We start from the raw sequence: 26,111 nt of genomic DNA on the forward strand, positions 1-26,111 counted from the left end.
GATTATAGTTTCTGTTAAAATTCCTTCCCATGCCAAACAGATTCGCCGGATTAAATATCCAATTAGCATTATAATTATTCAATTAAAATCACCTCATTCCTATTCGGTACTGAGTGATAATACATTTATCATCCCCTCTTACAACCGCTCCGAAGAAGTGTGTCATGCTGGATTTCCGGAGGGTATAATAAATTATATGCATAAAATATAATTTTGTTTTTGAAACTGAGCGATGATTCATTTCGCTGCAGTATCTGCGGCTGTCACAATAACTTTGAATTGACATCTCCGCTTCGCCCGATATCTGAAGAAACATTTTTCTTCCTGCCACTTGTATTTCTATTCTGGTACCCGTTCCAAACGCCATACTTAATTACACAAAAACCGAGCCCTCCAAAGAGGCCTCGGTCTAATCATTTCATTCTATAATTTTATACTGTTCAGGTCAGTTTACAAGGAACTAAATATACGCAGGCCCTGAAGATTTCAAATATCAGAAGCAATCCCTTTTCTTTGATCGTCCACATGAACATATAGACGATCAGGATACCCTGTTTTATCTATGCCCCCAAAACCTACGATGATTTTATCATCAACTGCCACAACGCTATAATGCGTTTGAAATGACAGGTTCCATTTCTCCAGATTCATTTGTCTTGTCTGCTCATAAACTTACTTATCCGATTTCGAAAAAACGCCCCATAAAGAAAATGCAATACCTGTTATAAGCAAAATAGCACCTGTCACGAACACAGGGAACAAGCCTAGATTAGATACTGTTTGCCAAAATCTTCCCAATTGGGTATTCCACTCTGTTGTATTTTCTAAACTCATGCTCGCTATTAGAGACGAAAATAACAGCATCAATACTCCTGTAATTTCAAATCCTATTCCTGCCAGTATTTTTTTCATAGTACTCCTCCAATAACTTCTCATAACAACTTCCGATTAATCGCTCTGTCTTCTCCATTATAGCACAAATCCGAGGGCGTGGTAATATAGAATATTCGTCAAAATCCCGCTCAAAAATGCATAGACCATCACAAATCCCAGATACACAGCAAATTTCCATTTCCCCAGCACAATTTTCATTGCACCCAGATTCGTGATTTTCGTAGCTGGTCCGGTAATCATAAATGCCGCCGCGCTTCCCATACTCATGCCATCATACAACCATGCCCTTAAAAGAGGGATGGTTCCGCCTCCACAGACATACAACGGTACTCCTATCGTTGCTGCCATCAGCACACCGAACCCCTCGTTACGCTTCCCGAATAATTCCGCAAACTGATCCGAAGGAACATATCGCTGAAATAAGACAGACAGCAAAACACCAGCCAGAAAATAGATTCCCGTTGCTTTTACATTCCGGCCAAAGTTTTTACAAAACCTCAGAAAAAGATGCGGATCGGTATCGCGGCTTACATCTGCGTGAAATCCGTCAAAATTGAAAAATGGTTTATCCTTATAAAAGAAATGAACCAACAAGCCGACAGTAACACCGCACAGAGAGCAGGAAACAATCCTGACTGCCAACGCGCCCATGCCAAGTGCTGTACTGTATATCATAAGCTGTGGGTTCAGCAGAATGGATGCCATCATGAAAGCAGCAAGCCAGTCATCCCGCATTCCCTTTTCAGAAAAGCATTTACCCTGTTCTGCAAGGATTCACTTCCCTCCGCAGCAAATGTCAGATCAATGCTTGCCTGATCTATGGCAACTGGATCGGTGGATGCCAGAATCCCGATGTCATGAATGTCAGGCTCTGCCGGATTCCCGTTGCAGTCACAATCGATGGATATATTGTTCAGAACATTGACATAAACAATATTTTCTCCCTGATTCAGATAATCAGATACGGATTTCCCCGCTTCTGCCATGGACTCTGTAAATCCGGTCTGGTCCCCGCCCCATGGGCTGTCATGGCTTTCGCCAGCTGTATGGATTAGACATTTTCCTTCCTGAGACCCAAGGCCAATGGAAATATTTTTAATTGCTCCGCCAAATCCTGCCATAGCATGGCCTTTAAAGTGAGATAGCACGAGATAGGAATCATAATTTCCAAAATGAGAACCCACCAGATTTTCCGACAGTCTCATACCTCCTTCTACCGGCAATGACATAGACCCTTCCGCATCCAAAATATCCACATCTGCAATTGCTGTAAATCCATGATCCTCGGCTACCTGCATATGCATGGTTGTTTCTATTCTGGCACCGCCATACGCCGTGTTGCATTCCACAATCGTCCCATTTACTGACTGTACCAGCTCCTTAATCAGCTCAGGATCCAGATAGTTGCTGGCCGGAGGCTCCCCGGTGCTGAGTTTTACTGCCACCTCACCTTTCGGTGTCCAGCCAAGCGACTGATAAACGCTCATCAATCCTTCCGGGCTGATGTCCGCCGTCATGTAAACCACTGATGTTTCCTTCGCGTTATCATTTTCTGCCGCACCGGCATTTACAAAACTTCCGAAAGCTACCGCCATTGCTGCTATAATGCAAAAAACTTGTTTTTGTCTCATTTTCACAAACCTCCTGTTCGCTCCTTTGCTTGTTCGTAACTGTAAAAAATAATCGGTCTTTTCGGAAGTTCCATTTCGTTATTCAGTATATACTTTCAGGTTCTCACTCTGTTTTTCACCAATACCGCATACAATTCTTATTAATACACGCTTAATTATTGCTGCCAATTCCGGTATTTCTTGTGTTTTTCCCGCATTTTTGATATAGTGTACACAGCTAAAGAGCAATTTTTCATACTCATCTGTTCTCCTTCAGAACAGATGAAAAACAGCATAGCATAATAATAAAGCATATTTCTATTTTGATTAGGAAAAACCGGTGAGGAGCGTGATTTTTTGATTGAAAATCTTGTTGGGCTTTATGAGACTGTAAACTATAAAAAAGACACACAGATGCGACTTCAGATAAACGACTGGTACGAAAACTTTCCACCGCACTGGCATACCCCGTTCGAATTAATTATGCCCATTAAAAGTACGTATACGGTACGCTGCTGTAATACGGAATACATACTGCAGGAAGGCGAAACAATCATTATCTGCCCTGGCATTATTCATGAACTGTTTTCTCCGCCGGAAGGCGTGCGGATCGTCTTTCAGCCCGCTATCTCTCAGCTTCCGTTCCAGGAACTTGATCTGATTATCTCCCGAATCAGCCCCGCGGTTGTCATCAGTGAAAAAGAAACCCCGAAAATTCATGACCGGATACGGCAGCTGATGCTTGAAATTCAGGAAGAATACTTTTCCAGCCTTCCATACGCAGAATCCGCTGTTTACTCAAAATTTTTAGAAATTCTCGTGCTGGCAGGCCGCCATTATCTGAATGCTGCGCACCCGAATCTCAAAGCTCCGCAACAGACCAGGCAGAAATACATGGAAAAGTTTCTCTTTATCTGCAACCATATCAATGAACATTTTGCAGAACCGCTCACATTGGAGAACACGGCTGCCATGGCGGGATTCAGCAAATATCACTTTTCGAGACTGTTCCGCCAGTATACGGACACGACTTTTTACAAGTACCTGAACCAGAAACGTATCGCACATGCAAAGCAGCTTTTGCTCGATAACGACCTCCCCGTATTGGAGATCGCATTCCAGTGCGGTTTTTCCAATTTATCCTCTTTCCTGCGCATGTTCAAGCTTCTGACTGGTTACACGCCCTCCGAACTGCGAAAAATGTACCGCGGAGATTTTTAGCCACGGCAGTGACCAGACCGCTGTTCCTGATTTTCTGTTGACTTTTTGTATGTATGCCATTGATTTTGTGGCAGAACGGAGTTTATTATGACTGACATTTCTTCTAAAACACTGTTGACAGAAGGCGCTATCTGGAAAAAAATGATCCTTTTTGCGCTTCCTCTTTTTTTCGGAAATCTGTTTCAGCAGCTATACAATACCGCCGACTCTCTGATTGTCGGCAATTTTCTTGGCAGTAATGCATTAGCTGCCGTTACCTCCTCTGGTAGCTTGATTTTTCTTCTTGTTGGATTTTTTAATGGAATTGCAATCGGCGCAGGCGTTGTGATCGCCCGATATTATGGCGCCCGAAATATTGAAATGTTACATAAGGCTATTCACACCACCGTTGGCTTCGGTATTGTGTCGGGAGTCCTTCTGACGATATTTGGAATCTGGTTCACACCGCACGTTCTGATCTGGATGAAAACACCCTCTGATGTACTGCCGGAATCCATTACGTATTTTCGCATTTATTTTCTCGGTTCTCTGGCGTTTGTCCTGTACAACAATTTTGTCGGCATTCTGCAATCGGTCGGTGACAGCCGTCACCCGCTGTACTACCTGATCTTTTCTTCCGTCGTAAATATTGTCCTTGACCTTCTGTTCGTCGGTGTATTTCATCTCGGAGTCGGATCAGCGGCAGCGGCAACGGTTATTTCGCAGTTTGTCAGCGCTGCTCTTTGCCTGTATCATCTGACCAGAAAATGCCCCGCAGAATACCGTGTATCGCTTCGTCGCATTCATCTGAACCGCTTTATGCTCAGACAGATCATCCGGAACGGACTGCCCGCAGGCATTCAGAATTCTGTTATATCAATCGCAAATGTAGTCATCCAGTCCAATATCAACCGCTTTGGGAAAATTGCGGTTGCCGGGTGCGGCTCCTATTCCAAGATAGAAGGCTTTGCATTCCTCCCGGTTACGTGCTTTTCTATGGCCCTGACCACCTTTGTCAGTCAGAATCTTGGAGCAGGTAAATATGACCGTGTGAAAAAAGGAGCGCGCTTCGGACTTACATGCGGGGCCCTTCTTTCTGAACTCATCGGCGTTGCAATCTATTTTTTCGGCCCTTCGCTCGTGGCTCTGTTTAACAGCGATCCGTCCGTTATCGCGTATGGCGTGAAACAGGCGCATATTGTCACGTTATTTTATTTTCTGCTCGCGTTTTCTCACTGCATGGCAGGTCTATTGCGCGGCGCAGGAAAATCCTCTGTTCCAATGCTTGTCATGCTGATCTGCTGGTGTGTTATCCGCGTATCGTACACGACCGTTATTGTACGGTTTTTCCCCGTGATTGAATCTGTACTCTGGGCATATCCGCTGACCTGGTCGCTCAGTTCGGTGGCGTTTGGATGTTACTATTTGAAATCAGATCTGTATCACATCCACAAAAACGGCTCCTGATTCATACTAAACGGAAGAAATTTAAGAGTTCAGTAGGTAAACAAATCATAGAGTTCCCATGTTCGATTGTAAAGTATTCATCGGTACAAAGTATATTCCTTAAGTGTTATCTTTTATTTATCAAAAAAGGAGGAACATAGTAATGGAAGCAAACGAATTAGGCTTATTTATTGCCACACTTAGAAAAGAAAAGCAAATCACGCAGGCCGAGTTGGCAAAGCGCTTAAATGTAACGGATAAAGCTGTAAGCCGCTGGGAAAGAGGTCTGGGATTTCCAGATATAAACACATTGGAACCACTTGCAGATTCCTTAGGTATTAGCTTATCAGAATTGATGAAATGCGCGAGAAACTATGAAGCAAATAAGTCCTCAGACGATTCAGATATAGGTATTTTAGCAAGCATTGATATTGCAAAGAGTCAGAGAAATAAAATGATTAAAAAAATATTATTGAGCTTTTCTTGTACTATCATTGGTTTGTGTGTGGTACTGTATGCAGTATATCTTTTCATAAATGGTACATGGTCAATGATATTTCACGGCAACGATGGAGCGACTACAGCATTTATCTCGGGGAAGATCGGTGTTTTACCACCGATCATTATGATGGGAGTTGGTAGTGTAGTATTATTCATTGGAGTATATACTTTAATCCACTTACTAAATAATGATAAATAAAATAGAGTGTGTCAAACTGTTTCTGTAAATAGTGTTATGAGAGGTCTTCTATGATAAAATAAATTATCATAAGGAGGCCTTTTATTATGGCGAGAGAAAAGAAACCAGTACACAGAGTACAAATGACAGAAGGAAAACGTAACATCATCCACCAGCTCTTGGAAGAGTACGAAATTCGGACTGCCGAAGATATTCAGGATGCGCTTAAGGACCTGCTCGGCGGCACCATTAAGGAAATGATGGAGGAAGAGATGGATGAACTCCTCGGCGATGAAAAGTCTCAGTGTTCTGACAGCAATGATTATCGTAACGGATACAAGACAAAGCGCGTAAACAGCAGCTGCTTCCATGGAAATTGATGTGTAAAGGCATCCTGATCATCTGCGCAGATGGACTTATCGAAACGCAGCATTCCAACAGACCGAATATCAGCACTGTATTCTGCATCAGGTGCGCAATTCGCTGAAATATCCGAATTCCATGAAACATTGGAAAGATAACTGGGATGCCATTTCGCCAATCTTCAAATTTTCCATAGCTGTCAGAAAGCTGCTGACTTTCCTTCTGCAATACCTTCTTTTCTTCCTTCTTCCCTTGCTTCCTCTTTCCCGTAATACCGCTCTTCCCAAGCCTGCATATATTTCACTCCAATCTCTTCACTGGACTTTACCTTACGTACCCGCTCATGTATTCGATGGATTCTTTCACTCTCTGAACCATTTGCCGCTGTGTCTGTCGTATGTTCCAGATAATACAACAAATCAATTAATTCTTCTGAGACCTTCTCCGCATTTTCTCCACGGGTATTCAAAAAAATCCGAACAGCTCCGTCGTTCAGTCCGAACTCCGGTACCTCCTCACGTTTCTGTGTTATAATTGGTATCTGCCTACCGAAAATAATGCTCAGCATATCCTGCTGCGCCTGTGAATCCTCTATGACTTCATCAAACAGAAAACATTTCGCATACCGAATGCGGCCCAATTTAGCTGAATATCTCCATTTCACGTACAGAAAAGGAACGCAGCTTTCACAAGCCACGTCCCCTTTTTCTTTTACAGAATATATTTACGCAACGCATCTGTAAACTCGGCAATTCTCTGGTCTGCCAGTTCTTTCAGCGTAATATTTTTCATACTCTCCGCATAACCCTGTTCCTGTCGGTACAGCCATCTTGTATCAGCCGGACGAATCTTTTCGTAGTGGTTGGCAATCAGCCAGTCTTCATAACTGATCGGCAGCGCATAACCCAGCTTTTCTTCCAGCAGTTCCCGGAAATCAATCTGATCTGCACGTTCTGCAATTCCGCGCCAGAATTCCAACACTTCTTCTACATGTTCGTGAATCTCATAACGACGCGCACCGCCATCATAAATAATACATTTTTCAAAAAGCGGACTGCACATGGACAGTGTCTCTCTTCGAAACTCCGGCGCCACAATCCCGCCCTTCCAGTAAAAATCGACATCCGGCAAATTGATACCTGATACGCCCTTGTCCTGATAGGTGGTAAAAATTCCTTCATAATAGATCGTAATAAAGCCCTCAAAATCAGGCCAGAACTTGCGAATCTCCCGCGTCAGATCCTCCAGAATCTCAATCCCTTTCGTACCGCCAATCGTAAAAATGATGATATTGCGCAGCTTGGCTCCATGTTCTCTGTAAAAATCAATCACATAGCGCATACAGTGAATCAGCGTCTCGCCGCTCGCAATAATGTCTCCGATCATCAGCGTACTGTCTGGAACCATCGTAAGCTTGCTGTATTTGATCTCAAGCCCCACGATCTCCTCCTTGTCAAATACACGCTCGCTTGACAGAAAGCTGATATCATGCACACGGATATGCTCTCTGTAGCAGCTCTCTTCCAGCGGATAATTTAACGCCCCCCGCAGGATCGACAGAATATTCGCTGTCGTCACTTTTTTCTGCTCTTTCAGATAATAAAGCATCTGAGAGGTGGACGGAATCAGACAGTTATACACCTCATACCCCACAATCTCCGGTGTGTTCAAAAGCTTTCTTGTCTCTGCCTCCGATACAATATAATACTCATTCAGATAATCTCCGCCATCCAGCCGGTAACAGGCAACACCCTGCTCGTCAAATTCCGGCACCAGCACTACATCATTCCAGGTTTTCATATGTAAGTTCCTCTTTTGCATATATTTTTGCTTTTATCCAGCTTCTCCTCTGTCTATATTACTGATATCCTGGATGCCAGTCAAGATTCTTTCTGTTTTTCTTTGAAAGATTCTTTTTCAGAATCAATTCTTAACCACCTGTTTACAAAGATATGCCCCGCAACCGCGACATCACATTTTGTACCTCAAAAACCGCACGCTCTACCTGCTGCGCTGCATCTGCAATTTTAGACTGAACCATAAAATCAGCGATAAAACCATCAAAGAAAAAATCAGCAAAAGTAAGGAAATCACCAATTTCTATTTTCAGTTCACTTTGCAGCGCCAGATCCCGCAATTCTCCCTCAAAAGCCTGCAGGTCATTTCGGGCAGCTTCCATATACGAGGAGGCCCGATTAATTTTTGAATGTTTCAGCATACTTACAAAAAAGCCTCCACCTACTATATCAAAAATGCCCCAGTTTCTTGCCCTTCGCAGTTCCTCCCGCGCAGCATAAAGACTTTTCAGAGCCTGCTCGCCTGCATATAAGGCTTCTTTCCATTCCTTCTCCATTCTTTTGTCCATGTCCATAAATATCTCTCCTCTCTTTCTGGCTTCCGGCACGCAACAGCAGCCACAACTATATAAAAAAGAATGCGAAAAACGCCTTAGCCCTGACTGCTGCTACTATAAAAATCAAGATTTATTGTTTCCTCCACGCAGAAGGCGTCATCCCGTATGTTCTGGCAAAATTAGAACTGAAATGGCTGACATCCCGGTATCCCGTCATCTCCGCAATTTCTCCGATGGAATACCTGGGATTTGCCAGAAGCTTTTCAGCCTCCCGCATCCTCACATTTGTAAGATATTCCACAAAATTCATGCCCATCTCTTTTTTAAATAATGAAGAAAAATAATTGGGACTGATGTAAAAATGCCCGGAAATGCCCTCCAATGACAGCTTTTCGCCATAATGCCCCTCGATATACAGACATGCATTACGCACAAGGCCTGATACGAGATTTTTGTTCTCACTGCCCTTTTGGGTAATACGCCGAAGCGCATCATTCAGCTCCTTTTTTTCTATCGGTTTTGGCAGAAAATCCTCCACGCCAAGGCGCATAGCCTGACGTGCATGTGCAAAATCCGTGTACGCGCTCGTTATCAGAAAATAGGGCTTCAAACCCATCTCCAGCACTTTTCCGATAATCTCCAGACCACTGTAATGCGGCATTTTAATATCAGTGACCACAATGTCCGGCCGCGTCTTTTCAATTAAGGACAGCAGCTCTTCCCCGTCTCTCGCCTCACCCTCAAGGCTCAGACCAAGCGCCTCCCACTGCGTGTATTTACGCAGCATAAAAAGCGCCATTCTTTCATCATCTGCAATCACTGTCTTCATAGCTACTCCTTTCCCCCCTCATCCGGAAGCATCTCCTGGGCTTTTGACGGAGCCATGTCAATCAAAGGCATCGTGAACGCAATCCTGGTGCACACCTGCGGTTCACTTTCCAGTTCAAATGCAACGCCTCCATCCATATCCCCCTTGATTGCCCGAAAAAAAGACTGCAGCCTTTGATACGTATTAACGATTCCGATTCCTTCCGTATCATCATAGCTGTCTGCATGTTCCAGCCGCCCGCGAATTTCCTGCAGCCGCTCTGCTTTCATGCCTGCCCCATTGTCTTCCACCGCAACAGTCAGCCGTCCTGCTTTCACGCCCGCACAGATCCGGATAACCGTTGTCCGCTTCATGGATTCCATTCCGTATCCCAGTGCATTCTCGCAAAGCGGCTGCAAAATCATGGACGGAACAATCGCATTTTTGCTTTCCTCTTCCATCTGGAACTCCAGCTCAAAGCGCTCCTCAAACCGTGCTTTCTGAATTTTCATATAATCCTTTGCATGGCCTGCCTCATCTTCCAGCCTTACTGCTTTATCGAGACAGACGAGAGCATAGCGCAGATACCTTGCAGTTTGTATCACCATATCTGTCGTCTTCTCCGCTTCCTCCTCAGCCGCAAGACCTGCAATCAGATTCAGTGTATTGAACATAAAATGAGGATTCACCCGTGACTGCAAAAGCCGCAGCCGTGTCCGCGCCAGCCTTTCCTCCAATTCCTTTTGCTTTTTCAAACTGTCATAATTTCTGTTGTTTGTCTCCACCATCCGATAAAAAGAATTATTCAGTATGTCCAGTTCATCCCTGATCTCCGGATGATATCTCATCTCAATCCTGCGGTTGCCGCTGATAATCTCTTCTGTCTGCATGGTCAGTTCCTGCACCGGCCATGTTATCTTTTTCGCCAGACGGCGCAGCCACAGTACAATCAGAGCAAGCATCAATGCTTCCAGCGCCATTACACCAATGTTCAGATTTCTCCGCATCTGCGCGAGAGTTTCCTGCTTTGTTTCCAGGTATTCCTGCATCTCCTGATACAGCGTATCGTACAATCCGTCCAGAATCCACTTATACCCATTCAGTGTATTGTACCGTGCGGCGCGTTCTTCCGTCCCTGCATTATCATCCAGAATCTGTTCCCCAGCGTCCAGATATTTCTCTGTCAGGCGCCTTAAATCCTGCATTTCATGCGCCTTTTGCACCCCTGCGAGCACAGACGCATGCTCCATCAGTTCCTCCAGCTGCTCTCGGCACACTTCTTTTTGTTCTTTCACGGGAGTTTGCACATAGCTGTACAGCGTGCGGTCCGCTTCCTGCATTTTGTTCCAATACCGCGAAAATCTGTTATAATGGTCAGAGACAGCTGCACTGTTTTCCTGATACCGCTGCTCTAACTGCTGCATGATAAAAAATACCGCCAAAAGCCCCGCCGTCAATACGATACTAAAAGAACGGAACTTTCTTTGAATGGACCGAAATCCCCGTTTCTTCACACACGATATCCTCCCCGATTTCCCTGTGCTGCTTTCTTTTCGCAGAAATACCTGCCCGCAAAATCAGCCTTTATGTTCTTTAGTTTGATTTATTCCCGCGTTATAATTCTGCAAGGAACCGCCCGCTCTTCCTGACCCATTTCCTGTATATCATCGCATGCTGCTATCCGAAGCAGAAAATCCACACATTCCCGGCCGATTTTTTCTGCCTCCTGTTCAATGACTGCATCAATTCCGCCCTCTTTCATTTCACGCTGCACCTGCTCCGTCTGATCGAAGCAAATCACATACACCTCATCCGTCCTGCCTTGTTCTGCCAGAACTTTCGAGGCAATCACACCGGACGCAGAATCAAGACAATACAGCACATCCATCTGTGGATTTTCCTCCAGGTACTCCCGGACACTTCGCATGGCCTCCAGCGTATTTGCCGTACAGATAAAACGAGGAATTATTTCAATACAATCCCATCCCTTTGCCTCTTCTTCAAAGCCTGCCTGTCGTTCCTGTCTGCTTACCGATATATTGCCACCCCGGAAGGAAGTGGCAAGTATTCCTGCACAGTGTTCTCCTTCTATACCAGCAACAAGCCGGGCAGCCTGTCTTCCGGCGCTTCGATTGTCTGCACCAATGCAGGCGCTGAGCTCATATGCCGAAGGCTGTCCGTCTACTGCGAGCACAAAAATCTGATTTTCCTGCAGTTCTTCCAGATTATCTTCATCCAGATCACCCGACATATTCGATACAATCATGACATCCATGTCCAGCGCCGCAGCCGTTTTGACCTTATAGTCAAGTGATTCGTACAAATCGGATGGCAGACAGTACACACTCAGCAAAATCCTTTCATCCGTTCCCAGATGCTCCTGAATGCTTGAAGTCACACGAAAAATCGTACTGCTTACCCCATTTACGCTGGAATAAAATGCAATACACCGAAGCTGGCCTGCGCCATTGCCTTCCTTCTTTTCTGCACATTCTTCCATCCCGCAAGCCACTCCCGCACAGCACAGGACAAACAGAAGAAGAAAAAGAATCGCCCGGTACATGCTGCGAAACCATTTCCAACTGACCCTCATCCAAAACCTCCCAGCATAAATTCTGTCTTGCAAAACCATATTTTTATCATATCACAAATCATGTTTTTAAGTAATATACTTCTACAATAATTCGGCATGCTATCCAATCAGTACCTAAAATGAGCTGAAATCTATATCTGTACATGATAAAATATAGTTCAGCAAGGGGGATTTAAATATGGAGTGGAACGAAAAATTACAAAATATTATTGATTACGTTGAAAATCATCTGCAAAGAAAAGAAGAACCTATCAATAATAATGAAATAGCAAAAATGGCTGGCTGTTCTTTTGGCTTTTTCCAAAAAGTATTTTCTTATATGAATGGTATCAGTTTTGCTGAATATGTTCGTTCCAGGAAATTAACTTTAGCCGGATATGACTTGAAAAGTACAGACTTACGTATTGTAGATATCAGCTATAAGTATGGTTACAATTCGCCTACTTCTTTTACAAAAGCGTTTCAGCAATTTCATGGTATTTCACCGAAAGAGGCACGGGAGAAAAATATGGAATTAGCTGTCATGCCAAAAATGCAGATAGGAGATAAACAAAGGTATTCTTGGAGGTTAGAACGAAAGCCAAGTTTACGTTTGGTTGGAAAAAGTATCAAAGTTTCATGTGTAAATAATGAACATTATTCAAAAATTCCTGAATTTTGGAGTGATTGCCAGAGAAACGGTATTTTTGCAAAATTAGTATCTCTGGATCATGGCAATCCTAAAGGTACCTTTGGATTATTTGATTATTATGATGAAAATTCCAATGAAATAGAATATTCTATTATGGTTATATCAGATGTAGATGTATCAGACGAATTTACGGAAATTGTGATACCGCAAACGACTTGGGCAATATTTGACTGTATTGGTATGATACCACAGTCTATTCATAAAGGCTGGAAATATCTCAATGAAGAATGGCTGATCAAATATCCTTTTAAACACGCCCCTTATCCAGAATTAGAATGGTATAGTGACGGAAATACTTATAATGCCAACTATTTAAGTCAAATATGGATACCGATTATAGAGGAGGAATAGAACAATGGTACATTTAGTTTATTGTGATAACGCAGGAAAAAAAGGAGAAAAGGTATTAGACAAAATTCTTGCAGGAACAAAGACTATGGTTATCCGCGGCGCCTCAGGCAGAAAAATTCCACATAGCAGGGTCTTTGAGGGTGAGCGGCTTTATTTCATGGAAAAAGGAAGTGCCTTGATAACGACAACGGCAATTGTAAAAAACGTTCAAAATTTTGTGAAGCTGGCTGATGATGAAATCACAAAAGTTCTAGAAGAAAACCAGAGTAAATTAAATTTGTCAGAAAAACAAAAAGTAAGGTGGCATAAAAAATGCTTATGCTTAGTGGAGTTCGAAAATGTCACACAAATAGAGCCCCTTAATTTTGAGCATCAAGGTAATATGGACGATTGGCTCATAATAGACAAAATTGAGGATGTCGTTGTTGGTACAAGTATTCCATACAATTACGAAAAATCAAAATTTTAAAAAGTAATCCCGGAAACGCCCATTTTATCAGCATTTCCGGGATTTTTTCCTATTTTATTTTTCCTGTTTTGTTGCCCTTATTCTACTGTACCAGTACCGGCAGTACCAGAGCTTCCTGCTCTCCCTCTTCGGTAATCGGAATCAGCTGAAGCATCGCCTTTCCTGCACGGTCTACAGATGTTGTCAGTGTCCAGTCGTTAAAACCGTCTTCTCTTGCCTGCACTTCACTTTCAACTGCCAGCGGCGTTCCGTCTTTTAACGTTAATTTGTACTCTTTCACATCCGCAGACGCCTTGACTGTGACAGTAACCGGCTCTCCCTTCGCTGCTTCCAGCGTATATTCCTGGATGAAGCTTCCCTGCGTTTTGTATTCGATCTCCTGCGGCTCAAGCTGCGGCGTATAGTCCTGGTTCAAAACAATCAGTTCGCCAGTTTCCGTATCTCTTGCGTACTGAGACATAAAATCCCATGCGTTCTGCGCCATCGCCTGCGTCATCCAGTGAATCATACCTTCCACATTGATGATCTTGATCATATTTACGCCGTCTTCATTAAAGAAATCAGCCGTATAGAATTCTGTTCCCTCGTAATACTGCGTGTAAAGCCTGTCTGCTTCCAGACCAATCTTCTTCTGCACCGGATCTTCGGTCGTATCAACAAGCTCCTGGCAGCCTTCCAGCGTTACCTCACGGTCAATTCCATTGATTTTAAACCATCTGTTCAGCGCATTCGTTGCATCCTCGCCCGTTACGCCATGGCCGTACGGAAGCTTCACACGCATCTCGTTATCGCCCTCAAGCTGCAGAACCGGCGTCTCTTTCAGAGCGTTCCACTCTTCCTCAGGAAATACGTAAGTCTCTCCCTGACGGATTCCTCCGAGATTATGGCCGCCTACTGTGATAGCCGCGAACAGCTGCGGGTGTTTTACCGTCTCACGAACCGTAGAACGGCCGCCCAGAGAATAACCGCACGCATAAATCCTGCTCTCGTCTATAGGATACTCTGCACGAAGCTCTTCCATAATGCGGTCCATCTCCGCATCAAGCGTTGTTCCCTCTTCCTCATCCTTAGAACCGCCGTTTGCCGCCCACGGCATCACGCAGATAAAACCTTCCTCTGCCGCCAGCTGCGCATAACCGTAAGATTCTGTAACATAGATTGGATTGTTGCCGCCATGGAACACAAACAGTACCGGCCATGTTTTTCCTTCATTTTCTTCCGCATACACATCCATTGGTGTGAAAGTCGCCCATTTGCCCGCCTTATCCGAAAAATCATGCATTTCCTTGCGGATTCCAAGGCTTTCCCAGTAAGCATACTCATCCTCACCGTATTCATCGGAATACAAAATGAAATTCTTCGTATTCGTCACAAGGCTCTCGCCGAGCGGACTGTTGACAAACGCATCAAAATCAAACTCCGTACCGTCAACCGCTGTTCCGCCCATCTTGCTGTGGTGGTCTGCAAGGCAGCCATAATTATCCCATGTAAAGCTTTCCGTCGGAACGTACCACAGATACTTGTTCTCATAATCATATACGCGTTCTTCCTGTGCCTCCGCTGCGCAAACACCCGTCAGGGCTGCAGAAGCTGCCATAAGTGCCGCCATCGTAACAACCGCTGTTTTCTTCAGATACCCTGTTCTTCTTTTCATATCCTCGTTCTCCTTTCGTCTGACCTTTGCTCTATTTCTGATTGCATGCATCTCACTTCGTCAGTACGGTTCCGATTATAGTAAACGAAAAAAAGACCGTCAACGAATCCGGCCCATGAGCGTAATTAATCCGGTTTTTTCGTAAAAAAACCGGATTATTGACTAACATCATATTCCTCTATAAGCAAGTATTATCTTGCAAGTTCTAAAATCTTTGCGGAAGTCTCAATCTGTTGTGCAGTTATCTCTTTGGAGGCGATATAAAAGGTATCATAATGGCTTGCATGACGGATTTCCTCAGCCTTTACAATTTTTCTTCCCAACTCACGCGGAAGTAAGATAAGCAGTATCCAGATCTTCTCTTGCAACATTGAAACGATGACGAACTACATCCATTTTTGTTCCAATATCTAGTGAATCAGGCTGATTCATATAAAGTAACTCCTTCCTTCTGTACATTGGTATAGAAAGGATATGCTGCTACCCATTGTTTAAAATGCTGAAGATTTTTCACAACAGGCATCACCCAGATATTATAGTTTACATTATACTCATATCCCAATTCTGACAAAGCATCCGAGTATACATCCGCTTCTTCCGCTACCAAATCCACCAATAACATGATATCAACATCTGAATCAGGGGTATAATCACCTCTTGCATAGGAACCATATAAAATAACACTTTTTAGATGTGCGCCATAAATCTTTTGTACTTCTGATAAATATTGAGTAAGCAGTGTATGGATCATCTGGGGCATACCATCGTTCCTCCTTTTATACAAAACTACAAAATTATAATAATATATCCTTTACAATAAATCAAATTGTGGCCACCCGTAAAACGCTAACTTCCCATAGGCAAGCATAACCTTCTGTTTTCCTTTCATCCCTCATCCATTCGGTCTTCCGGGAAGCCAAGCCATGTCCTGCGCCAGTTCTTCCTGCCGCGCCGGGCTGCGCTGCTTTTGTGCTTCCATAAAACAGACTGTCTTTTCCCTGCATTCCAGTACCGCGTCCTGGCATTCGTCCAGTTCTTCCTTTCCGATGCTGATACTGTCGTCTCCCGGATAACGTGTAGCAAAATAAAGTCCGTCTATAATCCGGAGCTTCTGCCTGTCCACTTGAAATTCCGGAAGATTTTCCTGTATATAGCGCATAAGCCTTGTAAGGCTGTGCGTACGGAGCACCCGTTCTTTCTCATTGTATTCCTCATCGCTGTCCGGAACTACGTATTCTTCCACTATGTGCTTCATATACTTTTCACAGATTCCCTGGGCAATGGCTCCCATCTGATTAAATACCATGCCAGCTTTGTAGCATTCCTGAAAATACATGTAATCATTTTCTGCAAAATCAAAGTAACTTTCCAGTTTTCTCACCAAAGCTTTTTTCCCTCCTTCCGGATATTCTGATAATACGTCATATTATTTTCCTTCCAGTCATCTCCAAATACAATCTTCAGATCCACTTCCACCGCGCCGGGCACGTCCCGGGTCACCTGGCTCTTCAGCATATGAATTTCCCGCCTGCATTTCTTTTCCACCTGTTCATCCAGTGTCAGAAGCAGGTCCACATCGCTGTTCCATTTATAATCACCGCGGCTGAAGCTTCCATACAGATACAGCTCCTTCACATAACCTGCCACCGGCGATTCTGCAATCGTTTCCATCGCATATTTCAGCGCCTCGTAATGCCGTTCATAACTCGACATACCTACCTCCATGCATACAGACTGTTCCCTGTTTCATTTTGCCAAAAAACACTCTGTAAATCAATAATTTCATTTTTACAGTGTTCCTCTGTCTTTTTCCAGATAGTAGCTTACGATTTCCTGTTCCAGTTTTACATTATGTTCTTTCATGTAATTTAAAACCCCGCTATAGGAAGCATCCCGCGTGAGCGTTTCCAGCCTGCTTCGGTCAGAATCGGTTAACGCTTTCAGACAATTTTGAAAACGCGCATCTTTCAATTGCTCGATACCCATGCAGTACAGCGCAAAATCCTGTCCTGTTTCCCTGCACAGATGTCTGTGAATCAGGAAACCGCCCACATCAATATCCCCGAAATGCTGATATTTTACATCCGGATTATCGTGAATTACCTTGCGCAAAAACTGTATCTGATGACGGCCGGCAAACCCGCCGAGATACATCATCGCACAGTCTGTCGGCTGTATGCGCTGATACGACGCCTTATTTTCTACAGTCAGCACTGCGGGGGACGTGACGGTGATTCTCTGAATGCGCTGCAGATCGCCTGACGTGATTGCAAGCCCGCCCTGCAGCTTTGAGGTCTCCAGGCTGTACTGCTCCCACGCGATGTTCCAGCTGCCTTTTATGAAAATCTCCTGTTCTGCCGGTGCAATGTAAAAAAGTCCCAATATGGCGTCGTTCTTTTCGCTGTCCTCCCTGGGTGTTTCTGTCGCGCCTCTTAAGAAGGTACACACCTCCTCACGGTTATTGTCTTCAAACCACTTGGAATCGCCATACACCAGCATGGAGGCTTCGCGCGCGTACAGATTCTCCTGATTCTGCTCCAGAAAATCAATCATTTTCAGGTTCGCCGCAATTCTTTCCGGAACCATTGTAAGCCTCGGGTCCTCTGCCTGTCTGAGAACTTCCTCACAATATCTCTGTACCATAGGGCCGCCTGCCACACGGTACTTTTTTACAGTCTCCTGTATCTGCCTTGAAACAGCGCTCTGAGGGACAACCTGATATTCCTTTTTCAGATACTCATAGATTGCATCCAGCTTTTCTTCGCACAGATATATCTTTTCGATATCCTCGCTGAACTTCAGATAATCCACTGCCACAAATCCAAGCTCAAGCAGGCTGGATGCTGCCTCGTTCAGGCATTGTTTTTTAGCTATTTCCGCATTGTTCTGCGGATAATTCTTATATATTTCTGCGGGCTTTACAATAATTCTTCTGTTTGTATCAATGTTTTTTGCGGACCGGCTGTTGTATTTTTTCAGCAGACGGTCAAGGATCGCCTTTTTCTCATCCTTACTGCTCATGGAATCTCACCTTTCCGATCTGCATATTGTCATTGCTGATTTTGAGGACCGGAATAATCACACCGCACTCGCTGCCGATAGATTCCAGCTTGTTCGGCGGCGCGCAGAATATTACCTGGAAATTCTGGTTTTTAAAGAACTCCAGCATCAGCTTTATATTGTGGTCGCTCATCTTCTCAAACGGCTCGTCAATAAAAATCAGCCTCACGGAATTTACCCTCACATTATACAGCATGGACAGGGCAGCGGAAAGAATCAGCGTATACGGGATCTGTGTTCCGGCTCCTGAATTATAGCCTACCTGCTTGGACAGTTTGCCGTCCTTTACCTCCGCATTGTTGATTATGATTTCATAGCTCATATAATTCCGGTAATCTGCAAACTTCCTGATCTCCGCAATGTCATTGTGATCAATAATCTTATTGATGATATCCCTTATTTCCTTCTCTCTCGTCTCCACCTCGTCCTGTTCATATCCCATCAATCCGGTCAGCGTCATCTGCCCGTCGGACATGTTGTTGGTTTCCTGCAGATATTCCGCATAACGCAGGATTTTTGCGTAATCGGAGCTGTCGCTCAGCATTTTCACATCAAACTGATATTTGGTGGAAAACTGAAGCTTCCGCAATTCTTTGTTGATATCAGAAATATCGCTTCTTGCGTCCTTCGCAGTCTCATAAATATTCAGGACAAATTCCCTTTTGAAAATTCTCTCATAGGTGATGGTCTGCTCTTTCAGCTTTTGCTGGATTCCCTGCAGATCATCAATCCAGATCTTGCCTCTTCTTTTCTGGTAAGCCGCCTCGCAGTCCAATCCCATGGGCAATTTGTCCACTTCCTGCTTGCGGTTGTTGTAGGCCTGCTGCTTTCCATTGATATTGGCTTCCAGTTCCCGGACCCTGCGGTCTGTCCTTGTCTTCGTCTCATACTGCATCAGTCCGCCGTTTGGATAAGCGCCGGATAAAAATCCATCGTACTCCTCCATGGCCTTTTCCACCGCCAAATGGCTGCATGCGCGTTCTTCCTCCAGTTCCGCCTGCCTCGCCTCTGCTTTGAATTGGAGTTCTCTGATTGACTTCTGTTTTTCCGATACCGTTGTTTCCAGAATTGTCTTTTTCGTCACACATTCCGTGCGGAGCTTCTTTTTGGAATCCAGCTGTTTTCCAAGCTCTGTCACCCGTTCGTTCAAGGCCATAAATTCCGCATTGTTTTTCTGTGCTTCCAGCAATTCCTGATAATGGCCTCGTTCTTCATTCAGATTTTCCGCTGTTTTTGCCGCCTCCCTGTGCGCGTTCAGGTTGTACTCTTTAAAACAGTCCAGGCCGGCCTGCAGGCGTTTTGACTGGTCACGCAGACCCTTTTGCTCTAAAAAGATCTCCTTTTCTCTGTTTTCCAGCTCGCGCAGCCTTTTCTGGGCAGCCCTCTTATTTAATTCAACTGCCTCGCTGCCCAGGCAATAGCTTTTTATTTTTCTTGTATTGATATAAGTGACTGCCATGTTGCGGCTCAGCTTTCCTTCTTTTGACATGGCATTATCGAAATCCGGCACCCGCCCGATCTCAACCGCGTGGATTCTTCCCAGCCAGAACTTAAAATAATTCGCCGCTGTTTCATTCTGGATATGAAGATAATGAAAAACCGAATCCTCCTCACATTCCATATCTCTTGCCATCAACCGCTTCGTATTGACCAGCTCTACATAGCGGTGCTGCGACTGATCCAGGACGGCATTCGCCACGTCAAACGCTTCTCTGGAAACAAGAATCGCATAGCGGTGCATGCCCAAAAATGCTTCGATCGCATCCCGCCAGGCTTCATCCTTCAGCTCTACGACATATTCGCATGCCATATGGGCTTCTTCTGAAAGCCCTTGTTTCTTGAATTCTCGGTTGATCTCCTTAATCAATTCCATCTGTTCCTGAACATACGAATAATCCGCCCTGTTTTTATTGCAGTTTTCAATAATTTCATTCTGCCTGGTACATTCCTCCTGAATACCGCTTAATTCTCTTTCCAGCAAGGCATTCTCTGCCACCAGTCTGTCGCGGCATTTTCGTATTTCTTCTTTTAACAAGTCAAGAAATCTCTGCTTCTCGGCTATTTCCGCTTCCTTTGACGTCAGCCGGCCGGCCATCGCGTCATCCTGCACCTTGGCCCCGGCAGCTTTCAACAGCGAGAGCATCTCCTGCATCCGTCTCTGAAAGCTTTCCAGCCTGTCCATTTCCACGCGCAAAACAGCCAACTGCTCCTCATACGTATGCAGCACATCCTGCGAGGCTCGGATTGCTTTTGACACATCAAGGTCATGCAAAGCCCGTTTTGCCTCCGAATAATAGTTGTCAATCTCGTCGATCTCCTGTTCCTGCTCACGGATTGTCTTTGCCAGTGCCGCGCAGGTGATCGTATTCTTTTGAATGATTTCCTCCGCTTCCCGGATCGCGTCCTGATACTGCACCAGCTTTTTATATTTCGCTTTAATATCGTCGATCTTTAACCGGAACGCCTTTTTATCATGCTCGTCATAATCCGCCAATATCGAATCCAGATCCTGCAGCTCCTGATTGATCTGCTCCAGGCTGTTGTTGATCTGCTCGATATTCTTTTTGGCTTCTTTTAACTTGTCAAAGTTCACGTCATGCTCTTCCAGCACGGACTCTTTGATAAATTCCTGAATTTTCGCAGCCGGATTGTATGCCATAATATTCCTGAGCTTCCGCTGGTATTTCGGCACCTCCTGATAGGGCAGCTTGAGCCCTGTCATCTGCATAAACAGCGTAATGCCTTCTTTTTTATTTTTCATCTGCACCCCGTGTTTTTTCTGGAAGCCGGATGCATCATACGGCTTGAGCACAGAATTCTCTTCATATACGAAAGAAATATCCGCAAGCGTTTTCCCATCCATCGCGTACCAGTACGTTCCCCTGATATCCGTTACCGCCGTTTCAATCACCACGCCCAGCACAAACGGATGCTCATTGATCTGGTCAAAATATTCCAGCGCAATATGCGTGTACACGACCGGTATCTTATCTGCCGGCCTCGCATAAATTCCGGCGCTCGCATCCACCAGGCAGCGGGTATACGAAACGAGATTCCGTTTTCCCACCCCGGTATTATAACCGCTCGTCGCCTTATTGAACTGCGTATCCCCCGTATACGCGTATTTCACTGCATCCAGTATCGTGGATTTCCCGCATTCATTCTCCCCGGAAATCAGGGTCAGATTTTCCGCAACCGGAATTGTCCTGTTGCTGAACCCATACCAGTTTACCAGCCGTATGTTCCGCAAAACCGTCTTATTCATCCGTACCCTCACCTTCCAAAAATGCGTCCTGCTCCGTATCTGAATTATCTATTTCCGAATTTTCCTCTTCCTGGGCATATTCTGCCATCACCTGTTTCAGCTGGCCGATATCCATACAAAACTGCAGGGAAGGATAGAGCCGCACTCTTCCTTCTTCTGTTGTAATATCGTCGCTGTAATCAATGAGACTGAATCTTTTAAAGATCCGGTATGCCTCTTTAAAATCTCCTGGCTTCATATTGATCTGGTAGATTCTGCATTTGTCGATAATATCGCCAACCGTGATATGTACCGGGTCCGCATACCCCATACGCTCCAGAAACAAAAGCCAGAGCACCATCAGAAGCTTCGTCTGCTTTGCATCAAAGCGATATAAATTGAGGCGTTTCAGCCCCACGGTTTCCACATCCTCGTCCGCCTGCTGCAACATTGCCACATTCATCCGTTCTTCCACAACCACCTTATATCCGATTGCAGACAGATACGTATTGACATCATACTGATGCGACTCTGATGCCAGGAAATCATACAGCTTTTCATCTTTATCCGCCACAATAAAGGTACAGTCCAGCATTTTCCGAATGCATCTTTTAAATAAATACGCGTCTTCTTCACTCATTTTCTTCATAAAACTGAAATCATACATAAACAGGCTCCTTTTATCTGCTGACCGCCTCTTTTATCTGCTGATCACATTGCTGTTCCCGGGTCACTTCTTCTATTCTTGAACTATCTTCTCTGCTTTTTGACTGCTTTCTCGGTTCTCAGACCACTTTTTCTGGCCACAGTCACATTCGTAATATCCGCCAGCAATGTTTTTACTGTCTCATCCGACCACTGAAGTTCATACGGAAACTCTTTATTTTCTGCATATAGCATCGCCGCCGCATACATCAGAATCTCTTCTTTGGTCTGAATCATTTTTTCCTTCACGCTTATTCTCTTTTCGCTGCCCAGCTGTGCATCCAGAAAACTGCCTACCCTTTCAACGGAATACCGGTTGGGCGAGCTTTGATACAGTCTTTCTGTCTGTATCCTTTTTTCTTCCTCTGACAGTTCCTCAGTGACAAGTCCGATATTTTCGCCTTCATTTTTCACCCGCTTATTCTTTTCGAATGATTTCACCCCAACGTATTTCTGGTTCATAATACGCATACAGTCCGCCACCTTTTCCATGGCAGCATCCTGCGCTTCTTCCGGAAGTTTCGATATGGTGTTTAAAAAATCATTGAGCACTGCTTCTAATCTGACGCCGTTGCTTGCCATCAGCATAATTCTTGTATTGGCAAGATTGTAGTAATTATTGATCCGGCTGTCAATTAGCTCCATATTGGCCTCGTATTCAACGCTTAAAAAATATTGCAACTCCGCGAAATATGCTTCCACACGCTCCTGTGCCTCTTCATGGCCCAGTTGAAGCTTTTCTGCACATTCCTTTACCATCTTCCCGCACAGCTCATCCTGCCTCAGTATGCGCAGCTTTGCTTTTATGTACGAAATCTGCGTGGGAATCAGGCCGTTGTTCTTCACAAAAAAGTATTCGCTGAAAAAGCGGTCCAGCATCTCGTCTTTCATAATAAATTGCCCAAAGCTGTTGATATCCTGAAACACAATGATCGCTTTCATAATGCCGGAGATACTGTCCTTCAAATCAGTAAGCTCGTTTTTCAATTCCGTTTCATTGTCAATTAACGGGACAAGAATATTCGTATACGGCCTTTCCTTTCGTACAGAATCCTCCTCAAAGGCAGACTTTACAATTTCATACATGGAAAAAATACGGTTCGACATCATGCCTTCCCCTGTCTTTTCCGTCATCTTTCTCAGGAAATCCATAAAACGCCGGCAATCCGTCGAAATATTCACGACATACTCTCCGTTTCGTCCGATTTCCCGCGGAAGAACCCACCCACATTCGCGAAACAAAGAAAGAATCTCCGGCGCCTGCAGCTCTGCCCCGGTATCTTCCGCCGGTACGGTTTCATCTGATATCGCATTTGTCTCGGATGTACCTGCTGCTAGTCTATTCAAACTGATCGATGTATCTCGATTTGTCCTGTCGATCTCTGCATTTTTCAGATAAACCGTAATACTGTCTTTTGCATCCGATTCGTACAACACAGGCAGTTCTTTCATCTTTTCAATCAGGATCTGAATGCAGTCGTAGTAGATTCTCCGGTACTTCAGAGTCAATGGCTTAAAAAACGAATCATTTTTTATGTAGTCAAAAAAATTCACGGTTTCACCTCACAAATACAGAACAATAAATCTATTCCTTTTCATTCAAATCATTCCATCACTAAGGCAAAATTATATTCTGCCACTAAAAATATACATGTATTCAACACCCAAATAAATCCCGTCTCAACATCCCGGCTGGCAATATTTTGTACTTTCAGAATCTTTATTAAATCCAGTGTTTCAAACTTCTGCCTGTATGTTTCATTCTCTATTGGGTATTGATTATTTTGTATCTTACTTGCTTTACATATGTTATGACAGATAATCTGTTTAAAAATCCTCCGCATAAACTCCCAATATGTCTGTCCATTATGCACATATTCAGCCCTGGTTATCTTGTCCCTAAGCTGATATTTTGCTGTTTGTAAATTTCCATGCTCTATTACTCCATACAATATATTTTGAATTTTATTCTCCAAATTTTGTTCATCAGAAATATCTAAAATCCTTTTACAACATTTTCGTCTCTTCTGCACGTCACAAATTCCAAAATGCCTATTCAGCAAGTCCTCAAGTCTATGTGGAAATTCAACAAGTTTAGCAATTGCTGTTTCTTCTTTAACCAAAGTCTTGTATTCTTTTCCTGGCTGTAAAGATACGGGTATTTTTTTATCAATGTATTCATAATCCGGCAATACTCGTAAATGCTGATAAGATTCTATCATAGGATAGTTAATGTAAAGCTTGCCCATATCTGTTTCGTCATAAAAATATTTCTGCATTTTTACTATTTTCTCTTCTGAAAAATTAACATCATGGCGCTCATAATCAAATACTATAAAAATATTTGTAAAATTTTCTTTATAGCAAAGTTCGTCCATATGCTGCTTTTTGCTTATCACAAATGGCAGGTCTATATCATCATTCAGTTCTCCCCAACCAGTGCCGTATTCTTTTTCAATATCGTCATAAAGCAGATAAATATTAGTTCCGTAAATCCAGATGTCGTCCATATGAATATTCATCTCTGGAAAACAGTTAAAAATTAACCAAAACAGCTTATTTTTCTCATGATTTCCTTCTACTATCAGCAAGCTTTGATTCCTTTGTCTCATTCCTACTATATAATCACTCATATTTTTCAAATTCCCCACTGATATACATCTTCTCCAGATTATGTCCTTCTCTCAGCTCTCTTAACGTAGCTTTACAAAGTGCAGTTAATTTTCCTTCTCGTGATAATATAAATAAACAATCCGGACGCATTAGCCTGTTTGTCATAAGATTTGTATTATGCGACGTCATTATGACCTGACAGCCCGGATATTTCCTTTTTAAAAATTTAACCACATTTTCAGCCATTTCGTAATGATAAAATGCATCAAATTCATCTAAATATAATAAGGAAGAATCCGATGCTACAGATATAACTCTTCGATATAAATGAACCAAAGCCAAAGTACCGCTTGAGGCATTTTCAAAAAACGATACCAATTTTTCATGTGCAAAATACAATTCTCTTTGCCCGTCTGGAAGTATCTTTAATTTCAATTTACATTTAATTCCCATTGCGTTCAGAAAATCCTGTAGATCCTGTACCCGTTGTGTTTTTTCTAAAAATTCACAAAAATTATCATTGAAACTTCTTGTACGAAGCATTGTAGCATGATTTGCTGTAATCATAGTCATTCTTCGGACATAGTTAGCCATCCTGATTAAAATAGAATCATTTTCTAAAGCCACGTTACTGATCAGCCATCTTAAAAACGGAAGCTTAGTGTTCACAGCTTCATCCATTTCTTCTCCATCATTGAGAGACACTAAGTATCTTTCTATATTAGCTGTTTCCGCACCAACGTACTTCAAATTATCAAAATTATACGTTTGACTCATAAAATCACAATTAAAAATATTTGTTCCGTCTATCACTAATTCCTCATATTGTAGTACATTCGCTGAAAAACGATTATATCGATATATCAATTCTCTACCTTCAAATTGAAAAGTGTAGGAAAACATTGCTGAATTTTCTTTTGCATCTGCATTCAGGAAATTTCCTTCTCTCATGTATCCTGGACTGCGAAACATAGTAGAACATATATCAATAAGAGCCTTTCCCAAATTCGTTTTTCCGGTAGCGTTTCTGCCATAGATCAGCATTTTACTGATGATACCTTCTGTAATACAGTCTGAGCTGAATTGATACCCCGCAATATCTTCAAAGTCAATACATATCTGTTCTTTAAAGTTTTTATAATTTTTTAATACAAATCTTTTCAACATGTCTCATACTGCCCTTTCTGAACTTATAGCATGGTACTATTAAATTATAGTATAAACGAACTTATGTTTCTGTGCAACTATTATCCGTAAAAAAATTACGGCATAATTTATAATCTCCAGATTACACATCTTTTAATCAAAAAATGAAAAGAGCCCCATGCATCATCCGCACAGGGCCCTTCTCATTTTTTATTACAACAATTTTTTTAGA

At 43.4% G+C, this 26,111-nt stretch carries 25 protein-coding genes and 2 pseudogenes; 7 read left to right on the forward strand and 20 right to left on the reverse strand.

All coding sequences use genetic code 11. The features are described 5' to 3' along the window. Positions 1-486: 486 nt before the first annotated feature. Genes AC6I2O_RS01365 through AC6I2O_RS01380 form a run of 4 tightly spaced genes read right to left on the reverse strand, consistent with a single transcriptional unit; the run spans position 487 to position 2,525 of the window. Positions 487-651 carry a GNAT family N-acetyltransferase gene (locus AC6I2O_RS01365; RefSeq protein ID WP_120393790.1) on the reverse strand — a complete coding sequence of 55 codons (165 nt, stop codon included), beginning with the start codon at positions 649-651 and terminating at the stop codon, positions 487-489. 21 nt (positions 652-672) lie between these two features. Beyond that, the gene (locus AC6I2O_RS01370; protein ID WP_120393791.1) at positions 673-912 is read right to left on the reverse strand and encodes a hypothetical protein; all 240 of its coding nucleotides are present in this window, start codon (positions 910-912) and stop codon (positions 673-675) included. A gap of 57 nt (positions 913-969) precedes the next feature. Continuing rightward, a complete protein-coding gene (locus tag AC6I2O_RS01375; RefSeq protein ID WP_497741580.1) occupies positions 970-1,629 on the reverse strand; it encodes a permease in 660 nt (219 codons plus the stop codon). Further along, on the reverse strand, positions 1,599-2,525 hold the full coding sequence (locus AC6I2O_RS01380) for a DUF362 domain-containing protein (protein ID WP_497741581.1): 927 nt from the start codon (positions 2,523-2,525) through the stop codon (positions 1,599-1,601). The genes AC6I2O_RS01375 and AC6I2O_RS01380 overlap by 31 nt, the downstream gene beginning before the upstream one ends. A gap of 336 nt (positions 2,526-2,861) precedes the next feature. Between AC6I2O_RS01380 and AC6I2O_RS01385 the strand changes: the two genes are divergently transcribed. From AC6I2O_RS01385 to AC6I2O_RS01405, 5 genes and pseudogenes are all read left to right on the forward strand, one after another. Continuing rightward, on the forward strand, positions 2,862-3,725 hold the full coding sequence (locus AC6I2O_RS01385; protein ID WP_120393794.1) for a helix-turn-helix transcriptional regulator: 864 nt from the start codon (positions 2,862-2,864) through the stop codon (positions 3,723-3,725). Positions 3,726-3,812: 87 nt separating this feature from the next. Continuing rightward, on the forward strand, positions 3,813-5,171 hold the full coding sequence (locus AC6I2O_RS01390) for an MATE family efflux transporter (RefSeq protein ID WP_120393795.1): 1,359 nt from the start codon (positions 3,813-3,815) through the stop codon (positions 5,169-5,171). 142 nt (positions 5,172-5,313) lie between these two features. Next, complete coding sequence (locus AC6I2O_RS01395) at positions 5,314-5,850, forward strand: helix-turn-helix domain-containing protein (protein ID WP_120393796.1); 537 nt, start codon at positions 5,314-5,316, stop codon at positions 5,848-5,850. Positions 5,851-5,936: 86 nt separating this feature from the next. After that, a pseudogene (locus AC6I2O_RS01400) lies at positions 5,937-6,191 on the forward strand (transposase); the annotation flags it as partial. Between the two features lie 23 nt (positions 6,192-6,214). Beyond that, positions 6,215-6,405, forward strand: a pseudogene (locus AC6I2O_RS01405) (transposase); the annotation flags it as partial. Here AC6I2O_RS01405 and AC6I2O_RS01410 read toward each other — a convergent pair. From AC6I2O_RS01410 to AC6I2O_RS01435, 6 genes are all read right to left on the reverse strand, one after another. Further along, positions 6,392-6,832 carry a nuclease/transposase family protein gene (locus tag AC6I2O_RS01410; RefSeq protein ID WP_497742505.1) on the reverse strand — a complete coding sequence of 147 codons (441 nt, stop codon included), beginning with the start codon at positions 6,830-6,832 and terminating at the stop codon, positions 6,392-6,394. The pseudogene AC6I2O_RS01405 and the gene AC6I2O_RS01410 overlap by 14 nt on opposite strands. A 71-nt stretch (positions 6,833-6,903) precedes the next feature. Beyond that, complete coding sequence (locus tag AC6I2O_RS01415) at positions 6,904-7,992, reverse strand: hypothetical protein (protein WP_497741582.1); 1,089 nt, start codon at positions 7,990-7,992, stop codon at positions 6,904-6,906. A gap of 142 nt (positions 7,993-8,134) precedes the next feature. Further along, the gene (locus AC6I2O_RS01420; protein WP_497741583.1) at positions 8,135-8,563 is read right to left on the reverse strand and encodes a hypothetical protein; all 429 of its coding nucleotides are present in this window, start codon (positions 8,561-8,563) and stop codon (positions 8,135-8,137) included. A 112-nt stretch (positions 8,564-8,675) separates the two neighbouring features. After that, positions 8,676-9,374: a response regulator transcription factor gene (locus AC6I2O_RS01425; protein ID WP_120393798.1), complete on the reverse strand. Its 699-nt coding sequence runs from the start codon at positions 9,372-9,374 to the stop codon at positions 8,676-8,678. A 2-nt stretch (positions 9,375-9,376) separates the two neighbouring features. After that, entirely contained in the window at positions 9,377-10,867 is a 1,491-nt protein-coding gene (locus AC6I2O_RS01430; RefSeq protein ID WP_120393799.1) for a sensor histidine kinase, read from the reverse strand. An 89-nt stretch (positions 10,868-10,956) separates the two neighbouring features. Then, positions 10,957-11,946, reverse strand: a complete 990-nt coding sequence (locus AC6I2O_RS01435; protein WP_497741584.1) for a sugar ABC transporter substrate-binding protein — start codon at positions 11,944-11,946, stop codon at positions 10,957-10,959. Positions 11,947-12,124: 178 nt separating this feature from the next. Here AC6I2O_RS01435 and AC6I2O_RS01440 point away from each other — a divergent pair, with 178 nt between their 5' ends. Together AC6I2O_RS01440 and AC6I2O_RS01445 are read left to right on the forward strand one after the other, a co-directional pair. Continuing rightward, positions 12,125-12,988: an AraC family transcriptional regulator gene (locus tag AC6I2O_RS01440; RefSeq protein ID WP_497741585.1), complete on the forward strand. Its 864-nt coding sequence runs from the start codon at positions 12,125-12,127 to the stop codon at positions 12,986-12,988. Between the two features lie 4 nt (positions 12,989-12,992). Further along, positions 12,993-13,457 (forward strand): hypothetical protein, encoded by a 465-nt coding sequence (locus AC6I2O_RS01445; protein ID WP_497741586.1) that lies wholly within the window; start codon positions 12,993-12,995, stop codon positions 13,455-13,457. 82 nt (positions 13,458-13,539) lie between these two features. Here AC6I2O_RS01445 and AC6I2O_RS01450 read toward each other — a convergent pair whose 3' ends face one another. The 10 genes from AC6I2O_RS01450 to AC6I2O_RS01495 form a co-directional block, all read right to left on the reverse strand. Continuing rightward, positions 13,540-15,111, reverse strand: a complete 1,572-nt coding sequence (locus AC6I2O_RS01450) for an alpha/beta hydrolase family protein (protein ID WP_497741587.1) — start codon at positions 15,109-15,111, stop codon at positions 13,540-13,542. Between the two features lie 418 nt (positions 15,112-15,529). Continuing rightward, positions 15,530-15,871 carry a nucleotidyltransferase domain-containing protein gene (locus tag AC6I2O_RS01455; RefSeq protein WP_497741588.1) on the reverse strand — a complete coding sequence of 114 codons (342 nt, stop codon included), beginning with the start codon at positions 15,869-15,871 and terminating at the stop codon, positions 15,530-15,532. A 132-nt stretch (positions 15,872-16,003) separates the two neighbouring features. Then, a complete protein-coding gene (locus AC6I2O_RS01460) occupies positions 16,004-16,492 on the reverse strand; it encodes a HEPN domain-containing protein (protein ID WP_497742485.1) in 489 nt (162 codons plus the stop codon). Then, entirely contained in the window at positions 16,489-16,824 is a 336-nt protein-coding gene (locus AC6I2O_RS01465; protein WP_497741589.1) for a nucleotidyltransferase family protein, read from the reverse strand. Before AC6I2O_RS01465 ends, AC6I2O_RS01460 begins: the two co-directional genes overlap by 4 nt. Positions 16,825-16,899: 75 nt before the next feature. Then, positions 16,900-18,132, reverse strand: coding sequence for a Wadjet anti-phage system protein JetD domain-containing protein (locus tag AC6I2O_RS01470; RefSeq protein WP_120393808.1), 1,233 nt, complete (start codon positions 18,130-18,132; stop codon positions 16,900-16,902). Next, complete coding sequence (locus tag AC6I2O_RS01475; RefSeq protein ID WP_497741590.1) at positions 18,122-21,436, reverse strand: SbcC/MukB-like Walker B domain-containing protein; 3,315 nt, start codon at positions 21,434-21,436, stop codon at positions 18,122-18,124. Before AC6I2O_RS01475 ends, AC6I2O_RS01470 begins: the two co-directional genes overlap by 11 nt. After that, entirely contained in the window at positions 21,429-22,082 is a 654-nt protein-coding gene (locus AC6I2O_RS01480; protein ID WP_120393810.1) for a DUF4194 domain-containing protein, read from the reverse strand. Before AC6I2O_RS01480 ends, AC6I2O_RS01475 begins: the two co-directional genes overlap by 8 nt. Positions 22,083-22,165: 83 nt before the next feature. Beyond that, on the reverse strand, positions 22,166-23,674 hold the full coding sequence (locus AC6I2O_RS01485; RefSeq protein WP_120393811.1) for a Wadjet anti-phage system protein JetA family protein: 1,509 nt from the start codon (positions 23,672-23,674) through the stop codon (positions 22,166-22,168). Positions 23,675-23,724: 50 nt separating this feature from the next. Then, a complete protein-coding gene (locus AC6I2O_RS01490; RefSeq protein WP_497741591.1) occupies positions 23,725-24,753 on the reverse strand; it encodes a hypothetical protein in 1,029 nt (342 codons plus the stop codon). Further along, entirely contained in the window at positions 24,746-25,900 is a 1,155-nt protein-coding gene (locus tag AC6I2O_RS01495; protein WP_497741592.1) for an AAA family ATPase, read from the reverse strand. Before AC6I2O_RS01495 ends, AC6I2O_RS01490 begins: the two co-directional genes overlap by 8 nt. Between the last annotated feature and the right edge of the window lie 211 nt (positions 25,901-26,111).

It is taken from the genome of Blautia sp. St.27G3, from assembly GCF_059728505.1.

Coding starts and splice junctions, on each gene's coding strand:
- AC6I2O_RS01365 (WP_120393790.1), bottom strand. CDS start 651: ATGAATCTGGAGAAATGGAACCTGTCATTTCAAACGCATTATAGCGTT.
- AC6I2O_RS01370 (WP_120393791.1), bottom strand. CDS start 912: ATGAAAAAAATACTGGCAGGAATAGGATTTGAAATTACAGGAGTATTG.
- AC6I2O_RS01375 (WP_497741580.1), bottom strand. CDS start 1,629: ATGCGGGATGACTGGCTTGCTGCTTTCATGATGGCATCCATTCTGCTG.
- AC6I2O_RS01380 (WP_497741581.1), bottom strand. CDS start 2,525: ATGAGACAAAAACAAGTTTTTTGCATTATAGCAGCAATGGCGGTAGCT.
- AC6I2O_RS01390 (WP_120393795.1), top strand. CDS start 3,813: ATGACTGACATTTCTTCTAAAACACTGTTGACAGAAGGCGCTATCTGG.
- AC6I2O_RS01395 (WP_120393796.1), top strand. CDS start 5,314: ATGGAAGCAAACGAATTAGGCTTATTTATTGCCACACTTAGAAAAGAA.
- AC6I2O_RS01415 (WP_497741582.1), bottom strand. CDS start 7,992: ATGAAAACCTGGAATGATGTAGTGCTGGTGCCGGAATTTGACGAGCAG.
- AC6I2O_RS01420 (WP_497741583.1), bottom strand. CDS start 8,563: ATGGACATGGACAAAAGAATGGAGAAGGAATGGAAAGAAGCCTTATAT.
- AC6I2O_RS01425 (WP_120393798.1), bottom strand. CDS start 9,374: ATGAAGACAGTGATTGCAGATGATGAAAGAATGGCGCTTTTTATGCTG.
- AC6I2O_RS01435 (WP_497741584.1), bottom strand. CDS start 11,946: ATGAGGGTCAGTTGGAAATGGTTTCGCAGCATGTACCGGGCGATTCTT.
- AC6I2O_RS01440 (WP_497741585.1), top strand. CDS start 12,125: ATGGAGTGGAACGAAAAATTACAAAATATTATTGATTACGTTGAAAAT.
- AC6I2O_RS01445 (WP_497741586.1), top strand. CDS start 12,993: ATGGTACATTTAGTTTATTGTGATAACGCAGGAAAAAAAGGAGAAAAG.
- AC6I2O_RS01450 (WP_497741587.1), bottom strand. CDS start 15,111: ATGAAAAGAAGAACAGGGTATCTGAAGAAAACAGCGGTTGTTACGATG.
- AC6I2O_RS01455 (WP_497741588.1), bottom strand. CDS start 15,871: ATGCCCCAGATGATCCATACACTGCTTACTCAATATTTATCAGAAGTA.
- AC6I2O_RS01465 (WP_497741589.1), bottom strand. CDS start 16,824: ATGTCGAGTTATGAACGGCATTACGAGGCGCTGAAATATGCGATGGAA.
- AC6I2O_RS01470 (WP_120393808.1), bottom strand. CDS start 18,132: ATGAGCAGTAAGGATGAGAAAAAGGCGATCCTTGACCGTCTGCTGAAA.
- AC6I2O_RS01475 (WP_497741590.1), bottom strand. CDS start 21,436: ATGAATAAGACGGTTTTGCGGAACATACGGCTGGTAAACTGGTATGGG.
- AC6I2O_RS01480 (WP_120393810.1), bottom strand. CDS start 22,082: ATGTATGATTTCAGTTTTATGAAGAAAATGAGTGAAGAAGACGCGTAT.
- AC6I2O_RS01490 (WP_497741591.1), bottom strand. CDS start 24,753: ATGAGTGATTATATAGTAGGAATGAGACAAAGGAATCAAAGCTTGCTG.
- AC6I2O_RS01495 (WP_497741592.1), bottom strand. CDS start 25,900: ATGTTGAAAAGATTTGTATTAAAAAATTATAAAAACTTTAAAGAACAG.